This is a genomic window from Leptospira wolffii serovar Khorat str. Khorat-H2, assembly GCF_000306115.2.
Taxonomy (GTDB): Bacteria; Spirochaetota; Leptospiria; order Leptospirales; family Leptospiraceae; genus Leptospira_B; species Leptospira_B wolffii.
The window spans coordinates 485,682-506,156 of record NZ_AKWX02000007.1 but is presented as its reverse complement, the minus strand read 5'-3'; the positions used below and the strand labels follow the sequence as shown (position 1 = coordinate 506,156).

The following is a 20,475-nucleotide window of genomic DNA, read 5'->3' as shown; positions in this document are numbered from 1 at the left end:
CTAGCTTAAAACCGAACAAAAGTAATTGGAAAAATAGACGAAAAAACCCACACATAATCCCGGAATTTTTAAGGAAAAAACCGTTACGGAAAAAAATTTCCACGTTGTGCGACGCCAAAACGACCTCCGACACACATCACTTAGGGAGGGGATACCGTATTCGATTCGTAATAAAGTCCTATTTGCGAATCAAGGAAGCAGCCCTATATCGCTGGCTTTTCTGACCAATTCGGCTCGATTATGAACATTCAATTTTTTGTATATATTCTTAACGTGATGTTGCACCGTATACTTACTTACGCCTAAAAACTCCGCGACTCTTCCGATGGTTTTTCCTTTTACCATCTCGTCCAGAATCTGCCTTTCCTTAGGAGTGAGCTTAGCGACACTTGAACTATCCTTCTGTTTAAAAGTGTTGAGTACACGAAAAGCGATCGTAGGGGTAATGATCGCTCCTCCTTTTAAAACGGTGTCTATCACTTCTCCTATATCTTTCAATTCGGATTTCAGAATATACCCTATCGCTCCGTTACGAAGAGATTCGTAGATCAATTCGTCCGAATTCATATTGGTGAGCATAATCTTATTGATTTCGGGGTCCCTTCCGGATATTCTTCCGGCCAATTCCACTCCGTTCATTCCCGTCAGAACGATATCCAAAAATAGGATATCCAAGTCCCGTCCTCCCTCGTCTTTCCAATAGGATTCCGCGGAATCCCAGGAGAGGATTCCACCGACTTCCGGAAGCGTCTCCAGGGTCTTAATGATTTGTATCCGAAAATTCTCGTCGTTCTCGACGATTCCGATTCTGGTTTTCTTAGTTTCCGCCGTATTTGCTTCCAAGCTCATCCTTACACCACTTTGAATTTTTCTAACGGGATTCTTATCAGGATCCTGTATTCGTCGCCTACGAGCCCCATTTCCATTTTACCTTCCAATCCGGAAATTCTATGGATTAGGTTCTCGGTTCCCCTACCGGTTCTATGTTTTTTGAGATGATAAACGGATTTGGCCCGCATATCGGTAACGATTTCCCGGTCTTCCAACTTAAAATCCCATTTCGTTACTTCTTTTCCGTATTTAAGATCATTGTTCGTGATCTCGTTCACGATACTATAAAGTTCCACGACGCTGTTTTCGTTTCTCTCTCCCTCGAAGAAAATACGAAGATCCTCTTCGCAATGAAACTCCAGGTCCCTTTCAGCGTGGGAATACCTACGCAAGAGGACCAAATTGATCCCAGTGATGAAATTCTCCGATAAAAGTCCTAAGTCCTCTATCTTAAGCATTTGTTCCCTTAGAATTTCTATGGATTGGTTCACCGTCTCGTGAATTTTTTGAGGAATGTCCTTTTCGGATCGTATAGAATGCATCAATTCTTCCGAAAGGAATTTTAAGTCCGTAAGCTTTCCGCCCAAATGATCGTGTAAATCTATATTGATACGCTGCCTAACGTTATTTACGGCGATTCTTTTCTCGCTTTCCAGCTCCAGCTTGCTTTTATGACCTCTGGAAAGGTCCAAAAGATTATTCACTCGCATCATCAGCTCGTCGTATTCGAACGGCTTGAGTAGATAATCGTTGGCCCCGTTATTCAACGCCGCCATGAGGTCCTTGTCTTGGTTACGGGCAGTAAGCATCAGAATCGGTAACTCCAAGGTGGTAAAGGTCTTTCGGATCTCTCTTGCCACTTCCAAACCGGACATCTTAGGCATCATCACGTCCAAAATGACCGCATCGAATTCGGAGTCTTTTTTTAGAATACCCAAGGCCTCGACGCCGCTCTTCGTGGTAAGACAGGTCATATTCTTTAAGGAAAGATAATTTTCTATCACTTGCAAATTGACCGGTTCGTCGTCCACGACTAGAATTCTCGCATTCTTGTCGGAAACAAAATCCACTTTTTCGTTCAAAAGCGGATGGACCTGCTTCCCCTTGTTGGAGGTCCCCATATTCTCCCAATCCTGCGAGGACTTGGGAATTTTACCCGGAACCAAAGGGATCGTAAAATAAAAGCGGGAACCCTTTCCGAGTTCGGATTCCACGCCGATCTCTCCTCCATGTAAGGAAACCAAGGCTCGACTGATTGCAAGTCCCAGACCTGCACCTCCCGCATTCTTAGCGTCTCCGCGATCCGCCTGTTCGAAAAATTCGAAGACTTTCTGTTGTTCGCTTGGCGCTATCCCTATACCGGTATCCGTTACGCTCATTTCGGCAAATCCCAGAGACTTAATCTTTGCGGTTACGGATATTTCCCCTCTTTCGGTAAACTTTATCGCGTTTCCGACCAAATTCTGTAGGATCTGTTGCAGTCTATTCTCGTCGGCGAGTACGTCCGGAAATTCGGAGAAGATTCCGTTGGTCAATCTCAGACGGCTCTCGTCTACGGAGTTCTTATTCAACTCTATCGTAAAATTCACCGCTTGGTATAGATCCACCGAGCGCAAATTCAAATTTAAATCCTTATGCTTGAGCTTGGAAAAATCCAGAATATCATTTACGAGACTTGAAAGTCTTTGTCCGCTCTTTACGATCATTTCGAGTTGTTTCGCCACGAAAGGAGAAGGAACCCCGCCCACTCCCCGATTTAACGAATCCGCAATCCCTATGATTCCTTGCAGAGGAGTCCTAAGTTCATGGGAAGTACTCGCCAAGAATTCATCCTTTAATCTGTCCAAGGAAATCAATCTCTGATTGGATTCCTGCAATTCTCTTCCCAATTTTTCAGAAAGATCATAAGCGCTCGAAAATCTTTGGGAAACCATAAACGCCTGAGTGATAAAGAAGAAGGCGACCCCGTACGAAGCGAAATATGTGGAATTGATGACCATATTTCCGTAAAGTAGGTCGTTGATGACTACTCCGAATAAGCACAGGGAAAGCATCAACCCCACCCAGGATCCTAATCTTCTGACCTTAATCGCTCTAATAAGAACGTAGATGGAATAGAAACCTTCCAAGCCGACAAGAAGGCCGAAGTATGGAAGTGTTCGGGAAAACTCAACCAGAGGTGTGAGGACGACGAACACGGAAAGGGAAAAAAATGCTAAAACCAAGAAAGAGAGCATATTCTTCCCGAATTCGCTCGGATACATCGCCTTTAGAAAAAGAGCAAATACGAGAGCGCTCAGATAAGTGCTGATTATCTCCAATCGATAGGCCCATTGGAATCCGAAATCGGGAAAGACGGTAAAGAAAAATCGCTCCCCCGTCATCATCATTCTAACCGTAATAAAAACGCTCAAAAGTCCGAAAAACAAATTGGCCTGTTCTCTCCTCAAGAAAGCGAAAAGACTCAGGTGATAGATCCCCATGATGAATAAACCGCCGCCCATGAAAAGATCCAGGGAGATATTCTTTTGACGGATTGCTACGAGTTCCTTATGTTTTCCCAGATAAATTTTAGCCCAAGGTCCACCTTTGGAATGGGAGAAGTTGGAGACTTCGATCGCAATTTCATTCGTTTTTTGTAATGTAAACGGAATGCTCACATCGGGGCGATAGGATGGAAAGCTCGTTTCGGCTGTTCTGCCCACGATTCCGTTAGAAATCACCTTGGTACCGTTGACGTACAAAACGTAGGAAGTCGAAGCCTCCAGCATTTTCAATCCCATCTCCGACTCGGGACGATCCAGATCCAAAGTCATCCTGTAAGTCGCGTAACCGAAGCCCGGATATTTTTCTCCGGAGTAATAATTGCTCCATGCGTCCGGCAGGGCCTCGAATCCGGTAGGGGAAACGATTTTTCTCCCCTTCGCGTCCGCAAGATCCGAATACAATTTTTCCCAGAAAAATTCCCAATTCCCGTCCAGACTCAAAGCTCCCAAGCTTGAAAAGTCCCAGTTCCTTAATTCCAGAACTCCGTTCTGTACCGACGGAGGTTTGTTTACGGAGAAAGTCCCGGAGCAACCGACGACGAACAGAATCGAAAAAGCGATCCCTATTCCAAAGTTCCGGGGAAAATCCGACATACCCCTTTTCTAAATTACATTCAAAAATAATAAACCTTTTTACGCGAAATTTCGTAAGAAAGTCCGGAGTATCTTGGAGACCGACCGAAAACCGAAAAACCACTCGTTCGAGGGAGGAAGCTCTCTTTCCTTCTTGCCATGACTCGCCATACGTCGGAAGAATATCAATCGGATCGGTCAAGCTTCGCCCTTGACCGTAGACAATGCGAGTGTCGGATCCGAATTAAAAACTCAAAAAGGAGAGATCCTACGATGGGACTCCATTTTATTTCCGCCGAAGAGGCCTTAAAAGACGTAAAAAACGGACAAAGAATTTTTATACATAGCGTTTATGCCGCGCCTCCACTCTTAGTCCGAGCTTTAGGCAGTCGAGCTTCCGAGCTGAAAGATATAGAAATAGTACATATTCATACCGAAGGAGAAGTCCCTTACGCTTCGGAAGGAATGGAAAAATCTTTTAGAACCAACGCTCTTTTCGTGGGAGCGAATATGAGAAAGGCAGTGGAAGAAGGAAGAGCGGATTACCTTCCCATCTTTCTTTCCGAATGTCCTTCTCTGTTCAGAAAAGGAATTCTTCCGATAGATGTCGCACTCATTTCAGTATCTCCTCCCGATTCCCACGGATTTTGTTCCTTGGGAGTTTCCGTGGAAATAAGCAAGGCGGCCGTGGATTCCGCTAAAATGGTAATCGCACAAGTGAATCGTTTTATGCCGAGAACCCACGGAGACGGAATGATCCATATGAGTAAAATCGCTCATTTTGTGGAAGGCCATATTCCCCTCTTAGAGACTCCTTCCTTCGACATAGATCCTATCGAACAAAGGATAGGAGAGCATATCGCGAGCCTCGTGGAGGACGGAGCCACTTTACAAATGGGAATCGGAGCCATTCCGAATGCGGTCCTTTCCTGTCTCGGAAACCATAAGAACCTGGGAATTCATACCGAAATGTTTTCGGACGGCGTTATCCCCCTCGCGGAAAAAGGAATCGTAAACGGTTCCTTAAAGCATAGCCATCCGGGCAAAATCGTGACAGGTTTTGTAATGGGAACCAGAAAACTTTACGATTTCGTTAACGATAATCCGGAGACGATTTTTCTTGACATAGGCTATATTAACGATACTGATAATATCCGCAAAAACCCGAAAGTGACCGCGATCAATTCCGCAATCGAAGTGGATCTTACCGGTCAGATTTGTGCGGATTCCATCGGAACTAGGCAATATTCCGGCGTAGGGGGACAAATGGATTTCATTCGAGGCGCTTCTCTTTCCGAAGGAGGAAAGCCTATCATCGCACTCCCGTCCACAACCTCCAAAGGCGAGTCCAGAATCGTCCCCGTCTTAAAACCAGGAGCCAGCGTGACCACGACCCGTGCGCATGTGCACTATGTGGTTACGGAATACGGAGCCGTGAACCTCTACGGAAAAAATCTAAGACAGAGAGCTAAGGCCCTGATAGAACTCGCTCACCCTTCGCATCGAGACTCACTCTCAAAAAGCGCTGCCGAAAGATTTAAGGAATTCGGAATATGAAACCCCCAAAATTTCGAATAGCATTATTAATTTTTAATATTGTTGACAAACCTTCCAATCCCTTAGAAGCTATTGATATATATCAAACGGGTCCGAGTCGGATTGATGGTCGGATTAGTTGCCTTCCCGCGTTCTAATAAGAAGAATGGAAAATATTCCTCACGGAAAAACCGGAGAAATCTAGAATGAGCCAATCAGAACAAAAGTACAACGACGGAATCGTGAAAGCGTTTCTGCTCTCCGCCTTAGTGTGGGGCGTCGCCTCGATGCTTGTCGGTGTCTGGATCGCCTTCCAGATGGTGTATCCCGAGTTAAACTTCGGGCCTTATTTCACCTTTGGTAGACTACGTCCTCTCCACACCAACGCAGCCATATTCGGATTTGCGTTAAGCATCATTTTCGCGACGGCTTACCATACCGTTCAAAGGTTATGTAGAGTTAGAATCTGGAGCGATAAGCTTGCGAAACTCCATTTCGTTCTTTATAATCTTACGATCGCACTCGCCGCGATCACTCTTCCCTTGGGACTCAGCCAATCCAAAGAATATGCGGAATTGGAATGGCCCTTGGACTTGTTGATCGTAATCTGGTTCGTGATCTTCATCATCAACTATTTTGGAACGATCTTCACCAGACAGGAAAAGCAATTATATTCCGCTATCTGGTTTTACATCGCTTCTTGGGTGACGATCCCGATACTATTCATCGTAAATAACCTTTCCATTCCCGTAAGTTGGCTCAAATCCTACTCGGTGTATTCCGGAGTTTACGATGCGAATATCCAATGGTGGTACGGACACAATGCGGTGGCATTCGTTCTTACGACACCTTTCTTGGGTTTGATGTATTACTATCTCCCTAAGCACGTCAAGCAGCCGATCTATAGCCATAGATTATCCATCATCCATTTTTGGAGCTTGATCTTCCTTTATATTTGGGCAGGTCCTCACCACCTTCTATACTCACCTCTTCCTGACTGGTTGCAAACCACCGGGATGGTATTCAGTATCATGCTTTGGATGCCTTCTTGGGGAGGAATGCTGAACGGATTCTTGACGCTTACACAAGCTAAGGAAAAGATCAAGACCGACGCCACACTGAAGATGTTACTCGTAGGGATTACTTTCTACGGTATGTCCACCTTCGAAGGTCCTTTGCTTTCCATTCGCTCAGTGAGCGGACTCGGCCATAACACCGACTGGATCATCGGACACGTTCACGGTGGAACCTTAGGCTGGGTGGGAATGATGTCCTTCGCGGTTCTATATTATCTCGTTCCAAGAATCTGGAATACCAACCTTTATTCCGAAAGACTCGCTAACTTCCATTTCTGGATCGCGACTCTGGGAATTCTACTCTATATCGTTTCTATGTGGGTTTCCGGAATCACCGAGGGATCTATGTGGAGAGCGATAGACGAAACGGGTGCTCTAAAATTCCCTAACTGGGTTCAGATCACCGAAACCTTGAAGCCTTACAGATTGTTCCGCGGTATCGGTGGAAGTCTCTATCTACTCGGATTACTCGTGATGATCTACAATCTCGTCAAGACCATGCTGACCGCGGGATCCGGTTTCAAAGAAATCGACCTAAGAGTAGGCCTGAAGGAGGCAAACTGAATATGAATTGGTTCGACAAATTATTAGATTGGTTTTCCGGTTTCACGGACCAATGGGAAAAGAACGGAATCAAATTCACCCTCTATACGATGGTCGCGATTTTGATCGGGGGAATCTTCGAATTGGTTCCTCCCTTCTTCCTTTCCAAAACGGCGGAGCCGATTAGCGGGATCAAACCTTATAACGCTTTAGAACTGGCGGGAAGAGACGTTTATCAGAAGGAAGGCTGTAATAACTGCCATACCCAAATGATTCGTCCTTTCAAATGGGAAGTGGATCGTTTTGATCCGCAACAAGCCTACGGTAAAGACGGTTATTCCAAGGCGGGCGAGTTCGTTTACGATCACCCCTTCCTTTGGGGTTCCAAAAGAACCGGTCCGGACCTGGCTCACGAATCCCAGATCCAGCCTTCTGCGGAATGGCATAAGACTCACTTGATGAACCCTCGGGACACCGCTAAGGGTTCCGTGATGCCTTCTTATCCTTGGCTATTCGAAGAATCAGCCAAGTTGGACCCCGCTAAAGTTGCGGACCATATGAGAGGCTTGCGCAAGGTAGGAGTTCCTTATACCGACGCGGATATAGAAGCGGCCGCAAGCCTAGTCTCCGGAAAAACGGAGGGGGACGCTCTCATCGCCTATCTACTTAAGTTAGGAAAAGACGGGGCGGAGCTCTCTAAGAGCCTTCAATGAGGTAAGGACCCATGGACTTGGACGCTTTACAAATTTATAAATCCTTACGGCTTCCCGTAATGGTAATCGCGATATCGATAATCATCCTCTACGTATATCGCCGTTCGAGAAAAGACAGGATGGAAAGCCCAAAATTTAGGATGTTAGAGGAGGATTGATTCAATGAGCGACCCGAACAAAGAATTCGACGGAATACGGCAGGCGGACAACCCTCTTCCAGAATGGTGGAAATGGGTTTTCTTAGGCTGTATCGTGGTAGCGGTAGTCTATTCCATATATTTCCACGGATATTCCAACTGGGGAACCACGGAATACTACGCGGCTCAAGCCGAGGAATACAAGGAATTGTTTCCTAATAAGAACCGAGTAGTGGAAACGGCACAGGACGGATCCAACCCGATGCGCGGAAATGCGGAAGCTATCGCCGCGGGTCAGACGACCTTCCAGACCTATTGCGTGGCCTGTCATGGACCCACGGGAGAAGGTTTAGTCGGACCGAACCTGATGGATAAGGAATGGCTCCACGGAAATACGGACAAAGAACTTTATGAAACCGTTATGAAGGGAGTTCCCGTAGAAAAAACCAAACTGGGAAAAGGGCCTATGCCTCCCCACGAAATGAGTTTAGGATCCGAGAAAGTCTATCAGGTCTTAGCCTGGTTGGCGTCTAGGAATCCGGAGCTAAAAGCTAATAAATGAAAATGAGAGGTCGTTCGCTATAAAACGGAGGTAAAGATGATCGTATCCAGACCCATTTCGGGAAAAATCAGGACGGCGAGGTATTATGTGCAGTCCTTTCTGGTCTCGCTGTTCTTCGTCACACCTTGGTTCCGTTGGGGCGGACTCCCGCTCATACGCTTGGATATCCCGGAGAGAAAGTTCTTTCTCTTCGGGAATATCTTCACCCCTCAAGAAGGATATTTCCTACATCTATTCCTGATCGGAATGGGCCTCACCCTATTCTTCTTTACAACGCTTATCGGACGAGTCTGGTGCGGTTGGGCCTGCCCCCAAACCATCTACACGGATATCTTCGATTGGATAGGAAGAAGGATCCAAGGTTCCAAGTATGGCAAGAAGGACGCCCCCACCGTTCCCAAAATCATAACTCATATCGTATGGATCCTAACGAGCGGACTTGCATCCGCAGCCTGGATCGCCTATTTTGCGGATCCATACCTAATGGTGGAAGCGATCCGCAGTTTCCCGGTAACGGGAACGATTCCGCTTTGGACCGGATTCTTGGGCTTCTTCACATTCGCGATGTATGCAGACATAGCGTTCATACGGGAGCAATTCTGCAAATATGCTTGTCCTTATGCGAGATTCCAAACGGTGATGATGGACAGTCACTCCGTCAATATCACTTACGACTTCAATCGCGGGGAACCTAGAAGACAAGGTAAGGTAAAAATCGGAGATTGCACCGCTTGTAATCTTTGCTTAGTAGTCTGCCCCACAGGCATCGATATACGGGAGGGCACGAACGTGGGCTGTATCGCCTGCGGAAAATGTTCCGACGCCTGCACCCAAACCATGGCGAAGGAAGGAAAGAAGACTCTGATCGGTTATTGGTCGGAAAATCAGATCGTGCAAAAAGGAAGTCCGATCCGATGGATCCGGACCCGCACTATCGTTTACGCCACCGGACTCATTCTGGTTCTCTCCGTCTTAAGTCTACTTCTATGGCAGAGAGTTCCTTTGTATCTTTCCGTCTTACCGGATCGCAATATACAACCCTTATCCTTAGGCCAAGGGAACGTCCGCAATTTCTACGAAGTGCAGATGCAGAACCTTACCCAAGAGGACAAGGTTCTAAAATTCGAAATCGATAGCACCGATCTAAAAGGCGTTAAAAAGATTCTTGTGGGCGGAACCGAAGAAGGTACAGTAGAGTTGCCGGCTAATTCGGATAGAAGATACCGTTTATTCATCGATCTGGAACCCACTCCGGAAGATCTGAATAAGAAGAGCCACGAAATCACTTTAAAAGTTCATGATTTGAAAAATCCCGGATTCCAGAAATCCAATGTCGTCCCCTTCCTACTTCCCTTGGGGCTGGCAAAAAACGAGAAAGCATCGGATTGGAGGATTACAAATGCACAAAAGCCTTAAAAGAGCGTTCTTTGTGGTCGGCGCGAGTTTTCTAGGAATGTTCGTAGCCACATTCTTCACGGTGAAAATCGCGCTGGCAGGACACACCCCCCCGGTCGATGCCAATTATTACGAAAAAGGTCTGAAATACGACCAGACGGTTTTTGCCCAAAGGGAGATGTCCGCAAACGGATACGATCTGGAAGCGGATTGGTTCCAAAAACAAAGCGGTTTGCATCCGGGAAAACAAAAACTCCAAGTAAAATTCGTAAAGAATAGCAAATCCGTTTCCGGAGCAAAACTGGAAATCAGATTGGAAAGAAGTGCGACGGACGCCTTCAATAAAAAGATCGAACTTAAGGAAACATCCTCCGGAATCTACGAAGGAGAAACCGAAGTTCCCTTTTCCGGTTCTTGGAGAGCCGTGATCAGCGCGAAACTCGGCGACCAGATCATGGAAAAAACGAGGCAGATCGAAGTATTAAAATGAGAGAAACCGCAACCGAGGCACTCTGCTTCCACTGCAATTCGAAGATAGAATCCGAACCCGTATTCGGAGTTTATAATGGAATAAAAAGGGAATACTGCTGCAACGGTTGCGCCACTCTTTCCGGGATCCTTCTGGAAAACGGGTTAGACCGTTTCTATGAAATCCGAGGCAGCCAATTATTGGAGCCGGCCTCGGAAAAATCGGAGGCCGGTTCCGATTCCCTTTTGGACAACCAGTCCGTTTATTCCGAATATTTGGAAAACGTATCTCCCGAAAATTCCTCCGTTTTCATTACTATAGGAGGAATCCATTGCTCTGCATGCGTATGGTTAGTGGAAACCGCAATGTCCAGAACAGAAGGAGTGGACGAGGCAAGGATCAATTTCGGAACGGGAAGGTTAAAGCTCGTTTTCGACCCCAAGAAGGCGACTCTAGCCAAAATCTTCGGATCCATTAGAAAATTGGGATATAAGCCGTCTCTTTATTCCCCGTTAAAAGCAGAATCCAAGGTCGCCAAGCCTTTCCAAGATTTGGCATATAGAATGACCGCGGCGGGATTCTGCTGGGGAAACATCATGCTATTCTCTGCAAGTCTATACGCGGGTTACTTCGAAGGGATGGAACTGAATATTAAGAATCTATTCCATTATATTTCCTGGATCCTTGCAACACCGGTTTACTTTTATTCCGGATATCCTTTCTGGAAGGGAGCTTACGAATCCTGGAAACGCAGAATCCTCTCCATGGATACCCTACTCTTCGCGGGTGTAAGCATGGCCTATTTCTATAGCGTCTATGTGACCCTCACCGAAAAAGGAGAGGTCTATTTCGACTCCGTCTGCACCATCTATTTCTTCATTCTTCTGGGAAAATACCTGGAGGCGATGATTCGCTATAAGGCCGGAGCTAAGATTGGAGAATTACTGTCGCTTCTACCCGAAGAATACGAGGTGGAGAGAGACGGAAATTGGAGCCAGATTCCCACTTCTTCGGTGATCAAAGGAGATTCGATCCGTTTAAGGCACGGAAGTCGTAGTCCCGTTGACGGAATTCTGACGTCGACGACCGAAGCGTTCTTCGATGAATCCGTTATAACGGGAGAAAGTAATCCGGTCCTGAAATCCAAAGGAGAATCCGTAAAAGCGGGCTCCATCTGTCTTTCCAGCAATATTCTGATCCTCGCATCCGGAACGGCAAAAGAAAGCTCCCTAGCTCAGATCGGAAGATTATTAGAGGATTCTATTTTAACAAAACCGAAAATTCAAAGAATCACGGATAAGCTTTCCTCCATATTCATAAAAGTGGTTTTGGCCGTCGCCGTCGGCACATTCTCCTATTGGTGGTATTTCGGCTCTTTGGAAGAAGCGATCCTGAATACGATCAGCGTTCTAATCGTAGCCTGCCCTTGCGCCCTGGGCTTAAGCGTTCCCGCGGCATTAGTGGTAGGTCATTGGATGCAATCCAAGGCGGGAGTTCTCATCAAGAATCCGGAGACGGCTGAAATTCTTGCCAAGGCGGATCGCATTTTCTTCGATAAAACGGGCACACTCACTACCGGAAAATTAGAGTTCAAATCCGAAAGATATTTCACGGAAGAATGGGACCGCAAACACCTGAAGAATATGGCCTCGGATCTGGAGACACATTCCACGCATCCAGTAGCACGTTCTCTTGTGCAAGCGCTCTCTTCCGATAATGAAAAGAAGGAATTCCATTGGAGCTCCGTAAGAGAATTCGTCGGCCAGGGAATCGAGGCGAAAAACGGAAAGAAACATCTGTATAGAATCGGCAGCAGAAAATTCGCCGTTCCTTCAGAGCACAAAAACGACGGCTGGGTCTATCTAAGTTCCGACGGTCGTCCTTTGGCCGCCTGGGAATTCGGAGACAAGGCGAGACCCGAGGCAAAGGAAAGTATAGCCAAGATCAAGACATTGATTCCAAAGTTGGAAATCCTCTCCGGAGATTCCTACGAAAAAGTGGATCGATTGTCCAAAGAACTCGGGATCAACGAATTCTCCTCCGATCTTTCTCCCGTCGAGAAAAGGGAACGGATACGTAAGGCCCAGGAATCCGGAGAAGTTGTGGTGATGGTGGGAGACGGGATCAACGACTCCGCCTGTATCGCACAAGCGGACCTTGGAGTTTCCATGGGTATGGGCTCCGATCTTTCCTTAGACAAATCGGATGTGGTACTCGTGCAGAACCGGTTGGATTCCCTGCCTAAATCCATCAAGATCTCGCGAAAAACAAGAAGTATCATTCTTCAAAACGTATGCCTATCATTAGTTTATAATACGATCATGATTCCTCTCGCCGCTTTCGGATTCATGCTACCGGTGATTTGTGCCGGTTTCATGACGTTGAGTTCCATTACAGTTGTCCTAAATTCAGTTTCCATGACGAGGAGGTTATCCGAATGAACGCATTGTATCTGATGGTGCCGGTGGCGCTGGTGATCGCCTTCGGAGCTTTTTATACCTTCTACCTAAGTTTCAAAGCCGGTCAGTACGAGGATATAGAAGGCCCGAAATACAGAATGCTCTTCGACGAGGAAAGCCCGGAATCCAAGAAGGAGAGAGGATAAGATGGAAATGCTTTCTGCCCTGGTTGTATCCGCGTTTTTAAGCGGACTCGCAGGATCCATCCATTGCGCCGGGATGTGCGGCCCTCTGGCGGGAACTCTTTCCTTCTTCGTGTCCTCAGATAAAAAATCCTCCAATGTGTTTCTACAACTCGCCTACAATTTAGGAAGATTCTTTTCCTATTCGCTTATCGGGCTTTTACTGGGTTTTGCAGGAGAAGGTACGAACGCTACCCTAGCTAAACTACTTCCTTTGCAGGAAGCGGCGGCTTGGATCGGCGTATTCGCTCTAGGAATTTTGGGAATTTTCCTATTATTCGGAAAAGTTCCCACAAGCAACCAGAGATTATCCAAACTAATCTCTAAATTCGCGAAACCTATATTAGGAGAATTGCAAGGATCCTCCCTAAGCCTTGGAAAGATCGGCAAATTAGGATTTTATTTCGGCCTGCTAACCGGACTACTCCCCTGTGGAATCCTCTACCCCGCATTCGTGACCGCATTTGCAAGCGGCTCTCCTATACACGGAGCGATCATAATGAGCGCGTTCTTCCTGGGGACTTTTCCTTTGCTTTATCTTTTTGGAATCGGTTTCAAGTCCATGGTCTCCAAATTAAGAGGAAACGCCACAAGATATGCAGGGGGATTCATCGTAGTAGTGTCCATTCTACTCATACTTTTCCGTTTCCAACACCAGCACGGAAATCATGAAGAACATTCCGAACCGACTCATAATCATTCTCACCATCATTAAAATTTGATATATATCATAGAGCCCGCGACGCCGCTTTCCTAAGAAATTGCATTACAATCACGTCGTATAAGATACGATGTACTTGTAGCAGATCTTAGGAGGCTTCTATGAAAATGAACGAAGGTAATCTGGACAGAACGATCCGAACTATTGTAGGTATCGGTTTGATAGCGTTCGGAGTTTCTCTACAGGGTCCGATCGGTACCGGCTTGGTAGTATTCGGTCTTGTTCCTCTGCTCACCGGACTTTTGGGATATTGCCCATTGTATTCATTATTCGGTTGGAACAGCTGTCCTGTAAAAAAGTAATCCCTTCCATCCCGGGACAGTTCTCTTTCCGGTAAATGCTAACTCAAAGTCTTGGCTCCCTCAGGGGAGCTTTTTTTTACCTAATAAAAGCTGTAGCGTTTTGAAAGAATTGTTTACGCGAAAAGCGAAAGCTTCGCTTTATTCCGCGAAATCGTGGGATCTATTTTCGGGATGAGAAAACCAGTTTAAGATAGCGTCGGAAACCAAAGACCATTTCTGCCTTTCCTCGAAATGACTAGGAGATCCTTGGATGAGATGAAACCTTTTTATCGGGGCGTCTATTTTAGATAAATTGATTTTATTGGATTCCAATCCCTTAAAGTCCAAAGCTCCTATGATATTTAGGATGGGAACTTGGCTGAATACCAAATTCAAGGGAGGCAACCCGTTGCCGATCAAGACTAGACTTTCTATCTCGTCCTTGAGCGAAGAACTGGCGCGGAACATACTTCCCCCTACCGAGGAAAGACTGACGTAAGCTAATTTCAAATCTTTAACGTTAGAATAAGTGCGCAATTGCTTAGTAACTGCGATAAGACGATCCGCCAAAAGAGTCTCGTCGGATCGATTCGCTGAGATCTGCCTTTCGTCACGAGTCAATAATCCTCGAACAAGACAAGTAGCGATCCGATTCGAGTTCAGAATCTGCTTCAGCTTGGAGAATCTCTCTAAAAAATGATCCTCCCTCTCTCCTAAGAGAAGAAGGACCAAAATTTGGGCGCCCTCGGGGACGCATAAATCCCCGTATAGCTCAATCCGATTCAGCCGAAACGTAATAACGTTCTCTCGGATTTTCTCTCCCATAGGATCGCCGGCAACGCCGGATATATTTTCCTTTGTGACAATCAATCCAATAATCTACGAAGTGCAAGTTCGTCTTTAACGAAAATCTTTCTCTTATCTATATCGATCCAATTCCTACTTTTTAGATCGGTCAGTGCCCGAACTAAAGTCTCGGTGGTGACTCCGATCACGGAAGCCATCACTTCCCTGGTAAAAGGTAAATCCACTTCTCCGCTTTGTCCGTCCATGAACTGCAGGAGAAACTCGGAAAGTTTCGCGTGAACCTGGCGAGTGCCTAAGGAATAGATCTTATTTTCCGCTTCTACGGAATCCTTGGCGACTTGGTAGAAGACCGAGTTTTGGAATTCGGAATCCGATTGTAGGAGTCTTTTCAGCTCGTCTTCTTCGATAAAGAACACCGAAGAATCTTCCAACGCTATCGCGTGATGGAGATATTTTCCTCCGTAGACCGCGTCACGGATCCCCATCCAATTTCCGGGCCCGTAGAATTGAAAAGTCTGTTGTTTGCCCGCGGAAGCAGAAGAACGAAACGACCGGAAGGAACCGCTTTCTACGATATAAAAACCGTGGGCCGTATCTCCTTCCGAGAAAAGAATTCCGTTCTTAGAAATCTCTCTCCGGGTTAACCGAATCTTTAAGTCGAGGTTCGATACTCTATTGGTATCGAACTTAGGATTCAGTAAAGCTTGGTCGGTATATTCAGGTGTTAATTGTGTAGCGGTCATCATATCCCTGGCTTTCGTCCTTTTGTATTAGTTGACTTTGATCATAGCCAAGGCTTTGACATTGGTCAATGGGGGACGGGGGAACCAGCGGACTGGACCGTTTTTCGACGGATCGGAAGGGTAAAAGTCCTGAAAATACCGGGTTTTTCTAGACTTCGAATTCCAGTTTCTCGTTTCTGACCGGAATGTGGGAGTTCCAACCGTATCGCCCTCGTATCTTCGTTCCGAGGGCCTGGGCCGCATCCCCTTCTCCATGGACGATGCAGACCCTTTCAGGAGTACCTTTCAAATCCGAGAGCCATTCCAATAGATCCTTTTGGTCAGCATGTGCGGAAAGACCGTCCACACTCTGCACCTCGCAAAGAACCTCATAAAATTGTCCTCGAATCTTGATCTCCGTATCTCCTTGCAGAAGTTTCCTTCCCCGGGTTCCCGCAGCCTGGTATCCTGCAAGTAATACGAGAGAATTCGGATCTCCTAAAGAATGTTGTAAGTAGTTCAACACCCTACCCCCGGTCGCCATTCCGCTACCTGCAATCACGATACGAGGTCCTTTTTTGGAAGCGAGTTTCTTGGTCTCCTTTGCGTCCACGACCTTGATGATGTCCTGGTTCAACTTCCTGGAATCCTCCGGAGATAGCTTATGCCATTCCGGTCCGTATTTTTCGAATACCTCGAAGACATGAAGCCCCATGGGAGAATCCAGATAAATCGGAATATTAGGAATCCGTTTCTCCTTCCTGAATTTCCAAAGCAGATACATGAGTAGTTGGGCTCTTTCGACCGCGAAACTAGGAATGATAATGGAACCTTCCGAGTCTGCGAATTCGTTCACTAACTCTACGAGTCGCTTCTCCGGATTTCCTCTATGCAAACGGTTTCCGTATGTGGATTCTATAAGTATCAAATCCGCCTTCTCCGGTTTTTCGAGGGGAAGCAGCAAAGGATCCTTGCTCCGTCCTAAATCTCCGGAAAAGAGGAGTGTCTTTTCTCCCACTTCCAATTCTATAAATGCGGCACCCAAAATATGGCCTGCATATCTAAAACGGAATCGAATTTTATCGTGAAGAGAGGTCCATCTCCCTATTTCTACGGAATGAAAGAGTTGGATTGCATTATCCGCGTCCTTGGAATCGTAGAGAGGTAATGCGGGCTTGTGTTTGGAGTATCCGCCCGAATTCGCATATGAAGCGTCTTCTTCCTGTAGTCTCGCACTGTCTTTCAGGACGATACTTGCGATATCCAGAGAAGGAGCGGTTCCTAAAATCTTACCCTGGAAACCTTCCTTTACGATTCTTGGTAGATAACCGCAATGATCCAAATGCCCGTGGGTCAAAAGTACCGTATCGATGCTATAGGATTCGAAAGGAGGAACTTCCCAGTTCAGAAGTCGCAATTCCTTTTCTCCTTGGAAAAGACCGCAGTCGACTAGAATCTTCTTACCGTAAGCTTCCAAAAGATACTTGGAGCCCGTGACAGTTCCGGCTCCCCCTAAGAATTGTAAACTGGCTGTATTCGAACTTTCCTGGCTCATTCTTCCTTCCGTATCCGATTTCCTAAGAATCTAGGAATTGCTAAAAATGTATATTCCAATTGATAGAGATCAATGAAACAAAATCGAATTGAAGGGAAAAAACGGTCCTAAAAACAGGATTTTAAAGGAGTTCTTTTATCTTAGAGATATACTTTCGGCCGACGGGAAGTTGAGTCTCGTCCTCATCCTTTAGGAAAACGGAATAGTTCCCCATGTTATCGCTCTGTAAGTGGGATAATTTTTCCAAATTTATAATGTACTGTTTGTATATCCTAAGGAATTTGGAAGGAGGGAGTTTTGCCTCAAGGCTTTTGAGGGACTTATAGGTGACGTATTCCCTCTCTTCGGTATGCACGACGCTGAAATTATCTCGGGACGAAATGAAATTGATATCCTTGTAGGGAATCAAAAAATGATTTTCCTTTTCCAAAATGAAGAGTCCGTGTTCGTTGAACACGTTTCCGGAAGTCTTTTCCTTCTTCTCTAAAAACTGAATGGAACGATCCACCGCCTTGAAAAATCTTTCCTTGGAAAACGGCTTGAGTAGATAATCGATGGCTCCCAACTCGAAAGCATCGATAGCCTTGTCTCTCAAGGCGGTAATGAAGATCACGTACGGAGGATTTTCCAGCTTCTCCAGAATTTCCAAACCGGAAAGAATAGGAAGGTTGATGTCCAAAAACGCCAGATCGAAATCCTCGGACTGTAGGAATTCCAACGCTTCTTCTCCGTCTTTGGCTACTTTGGAAAGTTTGAGTTCGGAACGGGAGAGGCAGTAGTTTACCAGCAATTCTCGAGTGGGAGCCTCGTCTTCTACGATGATGGTCTTCCATTCTCTATTGCTTACGGTCATAATCGGATCAGGCCGGCCAATTCTTCGTTTTTAGGATTATCGAAGGTGACAGTAACGACGGCACCACCCTCGGGATGATTTTCGATTTTCACTTCCGATTCGTAAAGATAAAATTTCAGCCTCTCCGATATGTTGGAAAGGGTTCTAGATTGCAGTTTTTGGTTCTTCAATCCGACCCCGTCGTCTCGAACGACAATATGGGTCTTGGTTCCTTCCATGAACGCTTTTACGGAGATCTTTCCCTTTCCTTTTTTGTCCCTCAAACCATGGATATAGGAATTCTCTACAAGCGGCTGTAAAGTAAGAGGAGGCAATTGGCATTTGCGAAAATCCCCCTTCTTCTCCACTTCTATGTCCAAGAAATCGGAAAAGCGAAGCTTGAGCAATTTGAGATAATTCTCCATGAATTCCCATTCGATATCGAAAGGGACTAGCTGCTTATTTGCGTGATCGGTGAGAAATCTATAATTGTCCGCAAGCATTAGAATCGCGGAATCGGCCAGTTCAGGATTCGTCTGTAAATAAGAATGAATGATACTCAATGTATTGAATAGAAAATGCGGACTCATCCGATCCTGGAGAGTCTTCAAATTATTCTCGGCGTGCCTCGCCTTCTCTTCCGTTTCCTTTCTCTCCGTAATATCGTTACGAATCGCAAGGTATTGGTAGGGCTTTCCCTTCTCGTCCAGAATCGGAGAAATCGTCGTATCGACCCAGTAGAATCTTCCGTCCTTGGCCTGGTTCTTGATCTCCCCCTTCCAAATTTCTCCCTTGGCAATTTTCTTCCAGAGTTCCTTGAAGAATTCCTTGGCAATTTTCTTCCAGAGTTCCTTGAAGAATTCCTTGGTATGGTATCCGGAGTTGATGATACGATGGTTTTGTCCCAGAAGCTCGTCCCGAGAATATCCGCTGATATTGCAGAAGTTCTGGTTCACATAGATGATCGTGCCCGCCCTGTCCGTGATGGCCACGATAGACACTGCGTTCAACGCAGTTTGAAAATCGGATAATTCCTTTAGGGAACTCTTTAGGTCCCTTTCCACTTCCTTGGTACGGGTGATATCCACCCCTACGAACCATTTTCCCCATCCAGGCAAGGGGTATTCCGAGGAAATATTGGATAAGGAAATCGTTCTAGGCTTTCCGTCCTTGGCGAGCAATTCCAATTCCCAATTCTTAAAATCGGAATCGAATAAACCAGTATCGACCGAATAGGAAGTTTCCATTTCTTCCTGTTTCAATAATCTCTCGTGTAGGAAGTTTTTGGTCCCTAGGACCTCTTCTTTGGAATAACCCAAAACCCTTTCACTCTCGAGATTCCAGGCAACGAATTCAAAGGAATCGTCCACCGCTAAGAACATGATCGGCATATTCTCCAGGACGTTTCTCATCTTGGCCTCGCTTTCCGCGAGGGACGCGGTCTTCATCTTGGAGGCGACCAAGCTCCCTATACAACGGGAAACGATTCGGAGAGAATGTAGGAATTTTTCGGAGCCTTCGGGCTCCTTTCCTTCATAATAAAATACGAATATGCCTAGGACATTATCCTCGTCCGAAAAGGGGGAGACATATATAGAGCCGACGTTTTCCGAATAACCTGAAAAAGATTCCCTATCCGAATCCTCTAGATCCGAGTAAATTACGATTTGTTCGGATTTTGCTTCGAGAACACTAAGCATCAAATCGGAGACTGGAATTTCCCTTTCCTCCGAATCGACCTTGGATCCGAATACTCTAGACGCCGATTTCAGAATTTTTCCGGACGGATCTAAAATCCAGATTTCACCCGCAATGGCTTTGGATTCCGGATATAATTGGGATAGGATCTTAGAAAACCCTTCCTTTAAGGAAATCTCTTCCTTATAGACTCCTAAGAATATTTCCGACGAGAAAGCGGAGGAACGCGCATGCGGCAGGTCCTTGTCCTTATCTTCTCCCATTCTTTTCTCCCTCGCCTACGCTATTGCCGGAAGAAATCCTGGACAAAGACTCCTTTAAACTTAAAAAATCGGATAGAACGAAGATAATCGTTATGAACGATATCGCTGCTTCGAGTATCAAAAGGATTTCCGCCTCCGTACTTTCGGGAATGACCTTCACGATTCCAATATTAGTGAAGATCATCAGACTGAAATAAAAAAACTTAAAAGCAAGGGCACCGGCTCCCATTCCTTCCTCCAACCCGGAGAAAGATTTCGGATCGGCCCTATACAGACAGAAATAATCGACTCCGAAAGATACGATAATCACACCTATATTAAACGCGATAAAAAGCAGGAACTCGTAGTACTCGACGTCCCTTAGCGTAAGTTCCGCGATTTTTCGAAATCCCTTACGGAAAAAATACACGGATTTGAAGCCAGCACAAACTAGGATGATATTCTTGATATCTATTCCCGAAAATTCGCTTTCATCCAGATAGACGATACACAGGCCTAATAGTATCACTACGGAATACTCGATAAGAGTCTTGGCGATTTTACGAATGATGAAGGAATCCACTTGCATAAAAGA

General features: G+C 45.9%; 19 protein-coding genes. 11 read left to right on the top strand and 8 right to left on the bottom strand.

From position 1 onward, the window contains the following. Positions 1-189: 189 nt before the first annotated feature. A complete protein-coding gene (locus tag LEP1GSC061_RS06610; protein WP_016544460.1) occupies positions 190-849 on the bottom strand; it encodes a response regulator transcription factor in 660 nt (219 codons plus the stop codon). A 2-nt stretch (positions 850-851) separates the two neighbouring features. Then, the gene (locus tag LEP1GSC061_RS06605) at positions 852-3,971 is read right to left on the bottom strand and encodes an ATP-binding protein (RefSeq protein ID WP_016544247.1); all 3,120 of its coding nucleotides are present in this window, start codon (positions 3,969-3,971) and stop codon (positions 852-854) included. A gap of 252 nt (positions 3,972-4,223) precedes the next feature. Here LEP1GSC061_RS06605 and LEP1GSC061_RS06600 point away from each other — a divergent pair, with 252 nt between their 5' ends. The 11 genes from LEP1GSC061_RS06600 to LEP1GSC061_RS06550 all read left to right on the top strand — a co-directional run bounded on the left by LEP1GSC061_RS06600 (position 4,224) and on the right by LEP1GSC061_RS06550 (position 14,045). Then, complete coding sequence (locus LEP1GSC061_RS06600) at positions 4,224-5,507, top strand: acetyl-CoA hydrolase/transferase family protein (protein ID WP_016544803.1); 1,284 nt, start codon at positions 4,224-4,226, stop codon at positions 5,505-5,507. A 185-nt stretch (positions 5,508-5,692) separates the two neighbouring features. After that, entirely contained in the window at positions 5,693-7,126 is a 1,434-nt protein-coding gene (ccoN, locus tag LEP1GSC061_RS06595; RefSeq protein ID WP_016544532.1) for a cytochrome-c oxidase, cbb3-type subunit I, read from the top strand. A gap of 2 nt (positions 7,127-7,128) precedes the next feature. Continuing rightward, complete coding sequence (gene ccoO, locus LEP1GSC061_RS06590) at positions 7,129-7,818, top strand: cytochrome-c oxidase, cbb3-type subunit II (RefSeq protein ID WP_016544681.1); 690 nt, start codon at positions 7,129-7,131, stop codon at positions 7,816-7,818. Between the two features lie 11 nt (positions 7,819-7,829). After that, positions 7,830-7,976, top strand: a complete 147-nt coding sequence (locus tag LEP1GSC061_RS06585) for a cbb3-type cytochrome c oxidase subunit 3 (protein WP_016544811.1) — start codon at positions 7,830-7,832, stop codon at positions 7,974-7,976. 4 nt (positions 7,977-7,980) lie between these two features. Then, complete coding sequence (locus tag LEP1GSC061_RS06580) at positions 7,981-8,517, top strand: cbb3-type cytochrome c oxidase N-terminal domain-containing protein (protein WP_016544337.1); 537 nt, start codon at positions 7,981-7,983, stop codon at positions 8,515-8,517. Positions 8,518-8,553: 36 nt separating this feature from the next. Beyond that, positions 8,554-9,933 (top strand): cytochrome c oxidase accessory protein CcoG, encoded by a 1,380-nt coding sequence (ccoG, locus tag LEP1GSC061_RS06575; RefSeq protein ID WP_016545100.1) that lies wholly within the window; start codon positions 8,554-8,556, stop codon positions 9,931-9,933. Beyond that, a complete protein-coding gene (locus LEP1GSC061_RS06570; protein WP_016544316.1) occupies positions 9,917-10,402 on the top strand; it encodes a FixH family protein in 486 nt (161 codons plus the stop codon). The genes ccoG and LEP1GSC061_RS06570 overlap by 17 nt, the downstream gene beginning before the upstream one ends. Next, positions 10,399-12,822, top strand: coding sequence for a heavy metal translocating P-type ATPase (locus LEP1GSC061_RS06565; protein ID WP_016544420.1), 2,424 nt, complete (start codon positions 10,399-10,401; stop codon positions 12,820-12,822). The genes LEP1GSC061_RS06570 and LEP1GSC061_RS06565 overlap by 4 nt, the downstream gene beginning before the upstream one ends. Continuing rightward, on the top strand, positions 12,819-12,986 hold the full coding sequence (ccoS, locus tag LEP1GSC061_RS06560; protein WP_016544438.1) for a cbb3-type cytochrome oxidase assembly protein CcoS: 168 nt from the start codon (positions 12,819-12,821) through the stop codon (positions 12,984-12,986). The genes LEP1GSC061_RS06565 and ccoS overlap by 4 nt, the downstream gene beginning before the upstream one ends. A gap of 1 nt (position 12,987) precedes the next feature. After that, entirely contained in the window at positions 12,988-13,737 is a 750-nt protein-coding gene (locus tag LEP1GSC061_RS06555; protein ID WP_016544571.1) for a sulfite exporter TauE/SafE family protein, read from the top strand. Between the two features lie 107 nt (positions 13,738-13,844). After that, positions 13,845-14,045, top strand: coding sequence for a YgaP family membrane protein (locus LEP1GSC061_RS06550; protein ID WP_016544427.1), 201 nt, complete (start codon positions 13,845-13,847; stop codon positions 14,043-14,045). A 138-nt stretch (positions 14,046-14,183) separates the two neighbouring features. On the opposite strand, the gene LEP1GSC061_RS06545 is transcribed toward LEP1GSC061_RS06550, so the two are convergent. From LEP1GSC061_RS06545 to LEP1GSC061_RS06520, 6 genes are all read right to left on the bottom strand, one after another. After that, complete coding sequence (locus LEP1GSC061_RS06545; RefSeq protein ID WP_016544271.1) at positions 14,184-14,849, bottom strand: hypothetical protein; 666 nt, start codon at positions 14,847-14,849, stop codon at positions 14,184-14,186. Positions 14,850-14,890: 41 nt separating this feature from the next. Next, positions 14,891-15,577, bottom strand: a complete 687-nt coding sequence (locus LEP1GSC061_RS06540; protein ID WP_016544314.1) for a Crp/Fnr family transcriptional regulator — start codon at positions 15,575-15,577, stop codon at positions 14,891-14,893. Positions 15,578-15,722: 145 nt separating this feature from the next. Beyond that, on the bottom strand, positions 15,723-17,108 hold the full coding sequence (locus tag LEP1GSC061_RS06535) for an MBL fold metallo-hydrolase RNA specificity domain-containing protein (protein WP_016544972.1): 1,386 nt from the start codon (positions 17,106-17,108) through the stop codon (positions 15,723-15,725). Between the two features lie 121 nt (positions 17,109-17,229). After that, entirely contained in the window at positions 17,230-17,961 is a 732-nt protein-coding gene (locus LEP1GSC061_RS06530; protein WP_016545051.1) for a LytR/AlgR family response regulator transcription factor, read from the bottom strand. Continuing rightward, complete coding sequence (locus LEP1GSC061_RS06525) at positions 17,958-19,901, bottom strand: PAS domain S-box protein (RefSeq protein WP_016544805.1); 1,944 nt, start codon at positions 19,899-19,901, stop codon at positions 17,958-17,960. The genes LEP1GSC061_RS06530 and LEP1GSC061_RS06525 overlap by 4 nt, the downstream gene beginning before the upstream one ends. Further along, positions 19,888-20,469 (bottom strand): hypothetical protein, encoded by a 582-nt coding sequence (locus LEP1GSC061_RS06520; RefSeq protein ID WP_016544510.1) that lies wholly within the window; start codon positions 20,467-20,469, stop codon positions 19,888-19,890. Before LEP1GSC061_RS06520 ends, LEP1GSC061_RS06525 begins: the two co-directional genes overlap by 14 nt. Positions 20,470-20,475 lie beyond the last annotated feature (6 nt).

Excerpts from the sequence above, each read along its gene's own strand:
- LEP1GSC061_RS06610 (WP_016544460.1), bottom strand. The coding sequence starts at position 849 with ATGAGCTTGGAAGCAAATACGGCGGAAACTAAGAAAACCAGAATCGGA.
- LEP1GSC061_RS06605 (WP_016544247.1), bottom strand. The coding sequence starts at position 3,971 with ATGTCGGATTTTCCCCGGAACTTTGGAATAGGGATCGCTTTTTCGATT.
- LEP1GSC061_RS06600 (WP_016544803.1), top strand. The coding sequence starts at position 4,224 with ATGGGACTCCATTTTATTTCCGCCGAAGAGGCCTTAAAAGACGTAAAA.
- ccoN (WP_016544532.1), top strand. The coding sequence starts at position 5,693 with ATGAGCCAATCAGAACAAAAGTACAACGACGGAATCGTGAAAGCGTTT.
- ccoO (WP_016544681.1), top strand. The coding sequence starts at position 7,129 with ATGAATTGGTTCGACAAATTATTAGATTGGTTTTCCGGTTTCACGGAC.
- LEP1GSC061_RS06585 (WP_016544811.1), top strand. The coding sequence starts at position 7,830 with ATGGACTTGGACGCTTTACAAATTTATAAATCCTTACGGCTTCCCGTA.
- LEP1GSC061_RS06580 (WP_016544337.1), top strand. The coding sequence starts at position 7,981 with ATGAGCGACCCGAACAAAGAATTCGACGGAATACGGCAGGCGGACAAC.
- ccoG (WP_016545100.1), top strand. The coding sequence starts at position 8,554 with ATGATCGTATCCAGACCCATTTCGGGAAAAATCAGGACGGCGAGGTAT.
- LEP1GSC061_RS06570 (WP_016544316.1), top strand. The coding sequence starts at position 9,917 with ATGCACAAAAGCCTTAAAAGAGCGTTCTTTGTGGTCGGCGCGAGTTTT.
- LEP1GSC061_RS06565 (WP_016544420.1), top strand. The coding sequence starts at position 10,399 with ATGAGAGAAACCGCAACCGAGGCACTCTGCTTCCACTGCAATTCGAAG.
- ccoS (WP_016544438.1), top strand. The coding sequence starts at position 12,819 with ATGAACGCATTGTATCTGATGGTGCCGGTGGCGCTGGTGATCGCCTTC.
- LEP1GSC061_RS06555 (WP_016544571.1), top strand. The coding sequence starts at position 12,988 with ATGGAAATGCTTTCTGCCCTGGTTGTATCCGCGTTTTTAAGCGGACTC.
- LEP1GSC061_RS06550 (WP_016544427.1), top strand. The coding sequence starts at position 13,845 with ATGAAAATGAACGAAGGTAATCTGGACAGAACGATCCGAACTATTGTA.
- LEP1GSC061_RS06545 (WP_016544271.1), bottom strand. The coding sequence starts at position 14,849 with ATGGGAGAGAAAATCCGAGAGAACGTTATTACGTTTCGGCTGAATCGG.
- LEP1GSC061_RS06540 (WP_016544314.1), bottom strand. The coding sequence starts at position 15,577 with ATGATGACCGCTACACAATTAACACCTGAATATACCGACCAAGCTTTA.
- LEP1GSC061_RS06535 (WP_016544972.1), bottom strand. The coding sequence starts at position 17,108 with ATGAGCCAGGAAAGTTCGAATACAGCCAGTTTACAATTCTTAGGGGGA.
- LEP1GSC061_RS06530 (WP_016545051.1), bottom strand. The coding sequence starts at position 17,961 with ATGACCGTAAGCAATAGAGAATGGAAGACCATCATCGTAGAAGACGAG.
- LEP1GSC061_RS06525 (WP_016544805.1), bottom strand. The coding sequence starts at position 19,901 with ATGGGAGAAGATAAGGACAAGGACCTGCCGCATGCGCGTTCCTCCGCT.
- LEP1GSC061_RS06520 (WP_016544510.1), bottom strand. The coding sequence starts at position 20,469 with ATGCAAGTGGATTCCTTCATCATTCGTAAAATCGCCAAGACTCTTATC.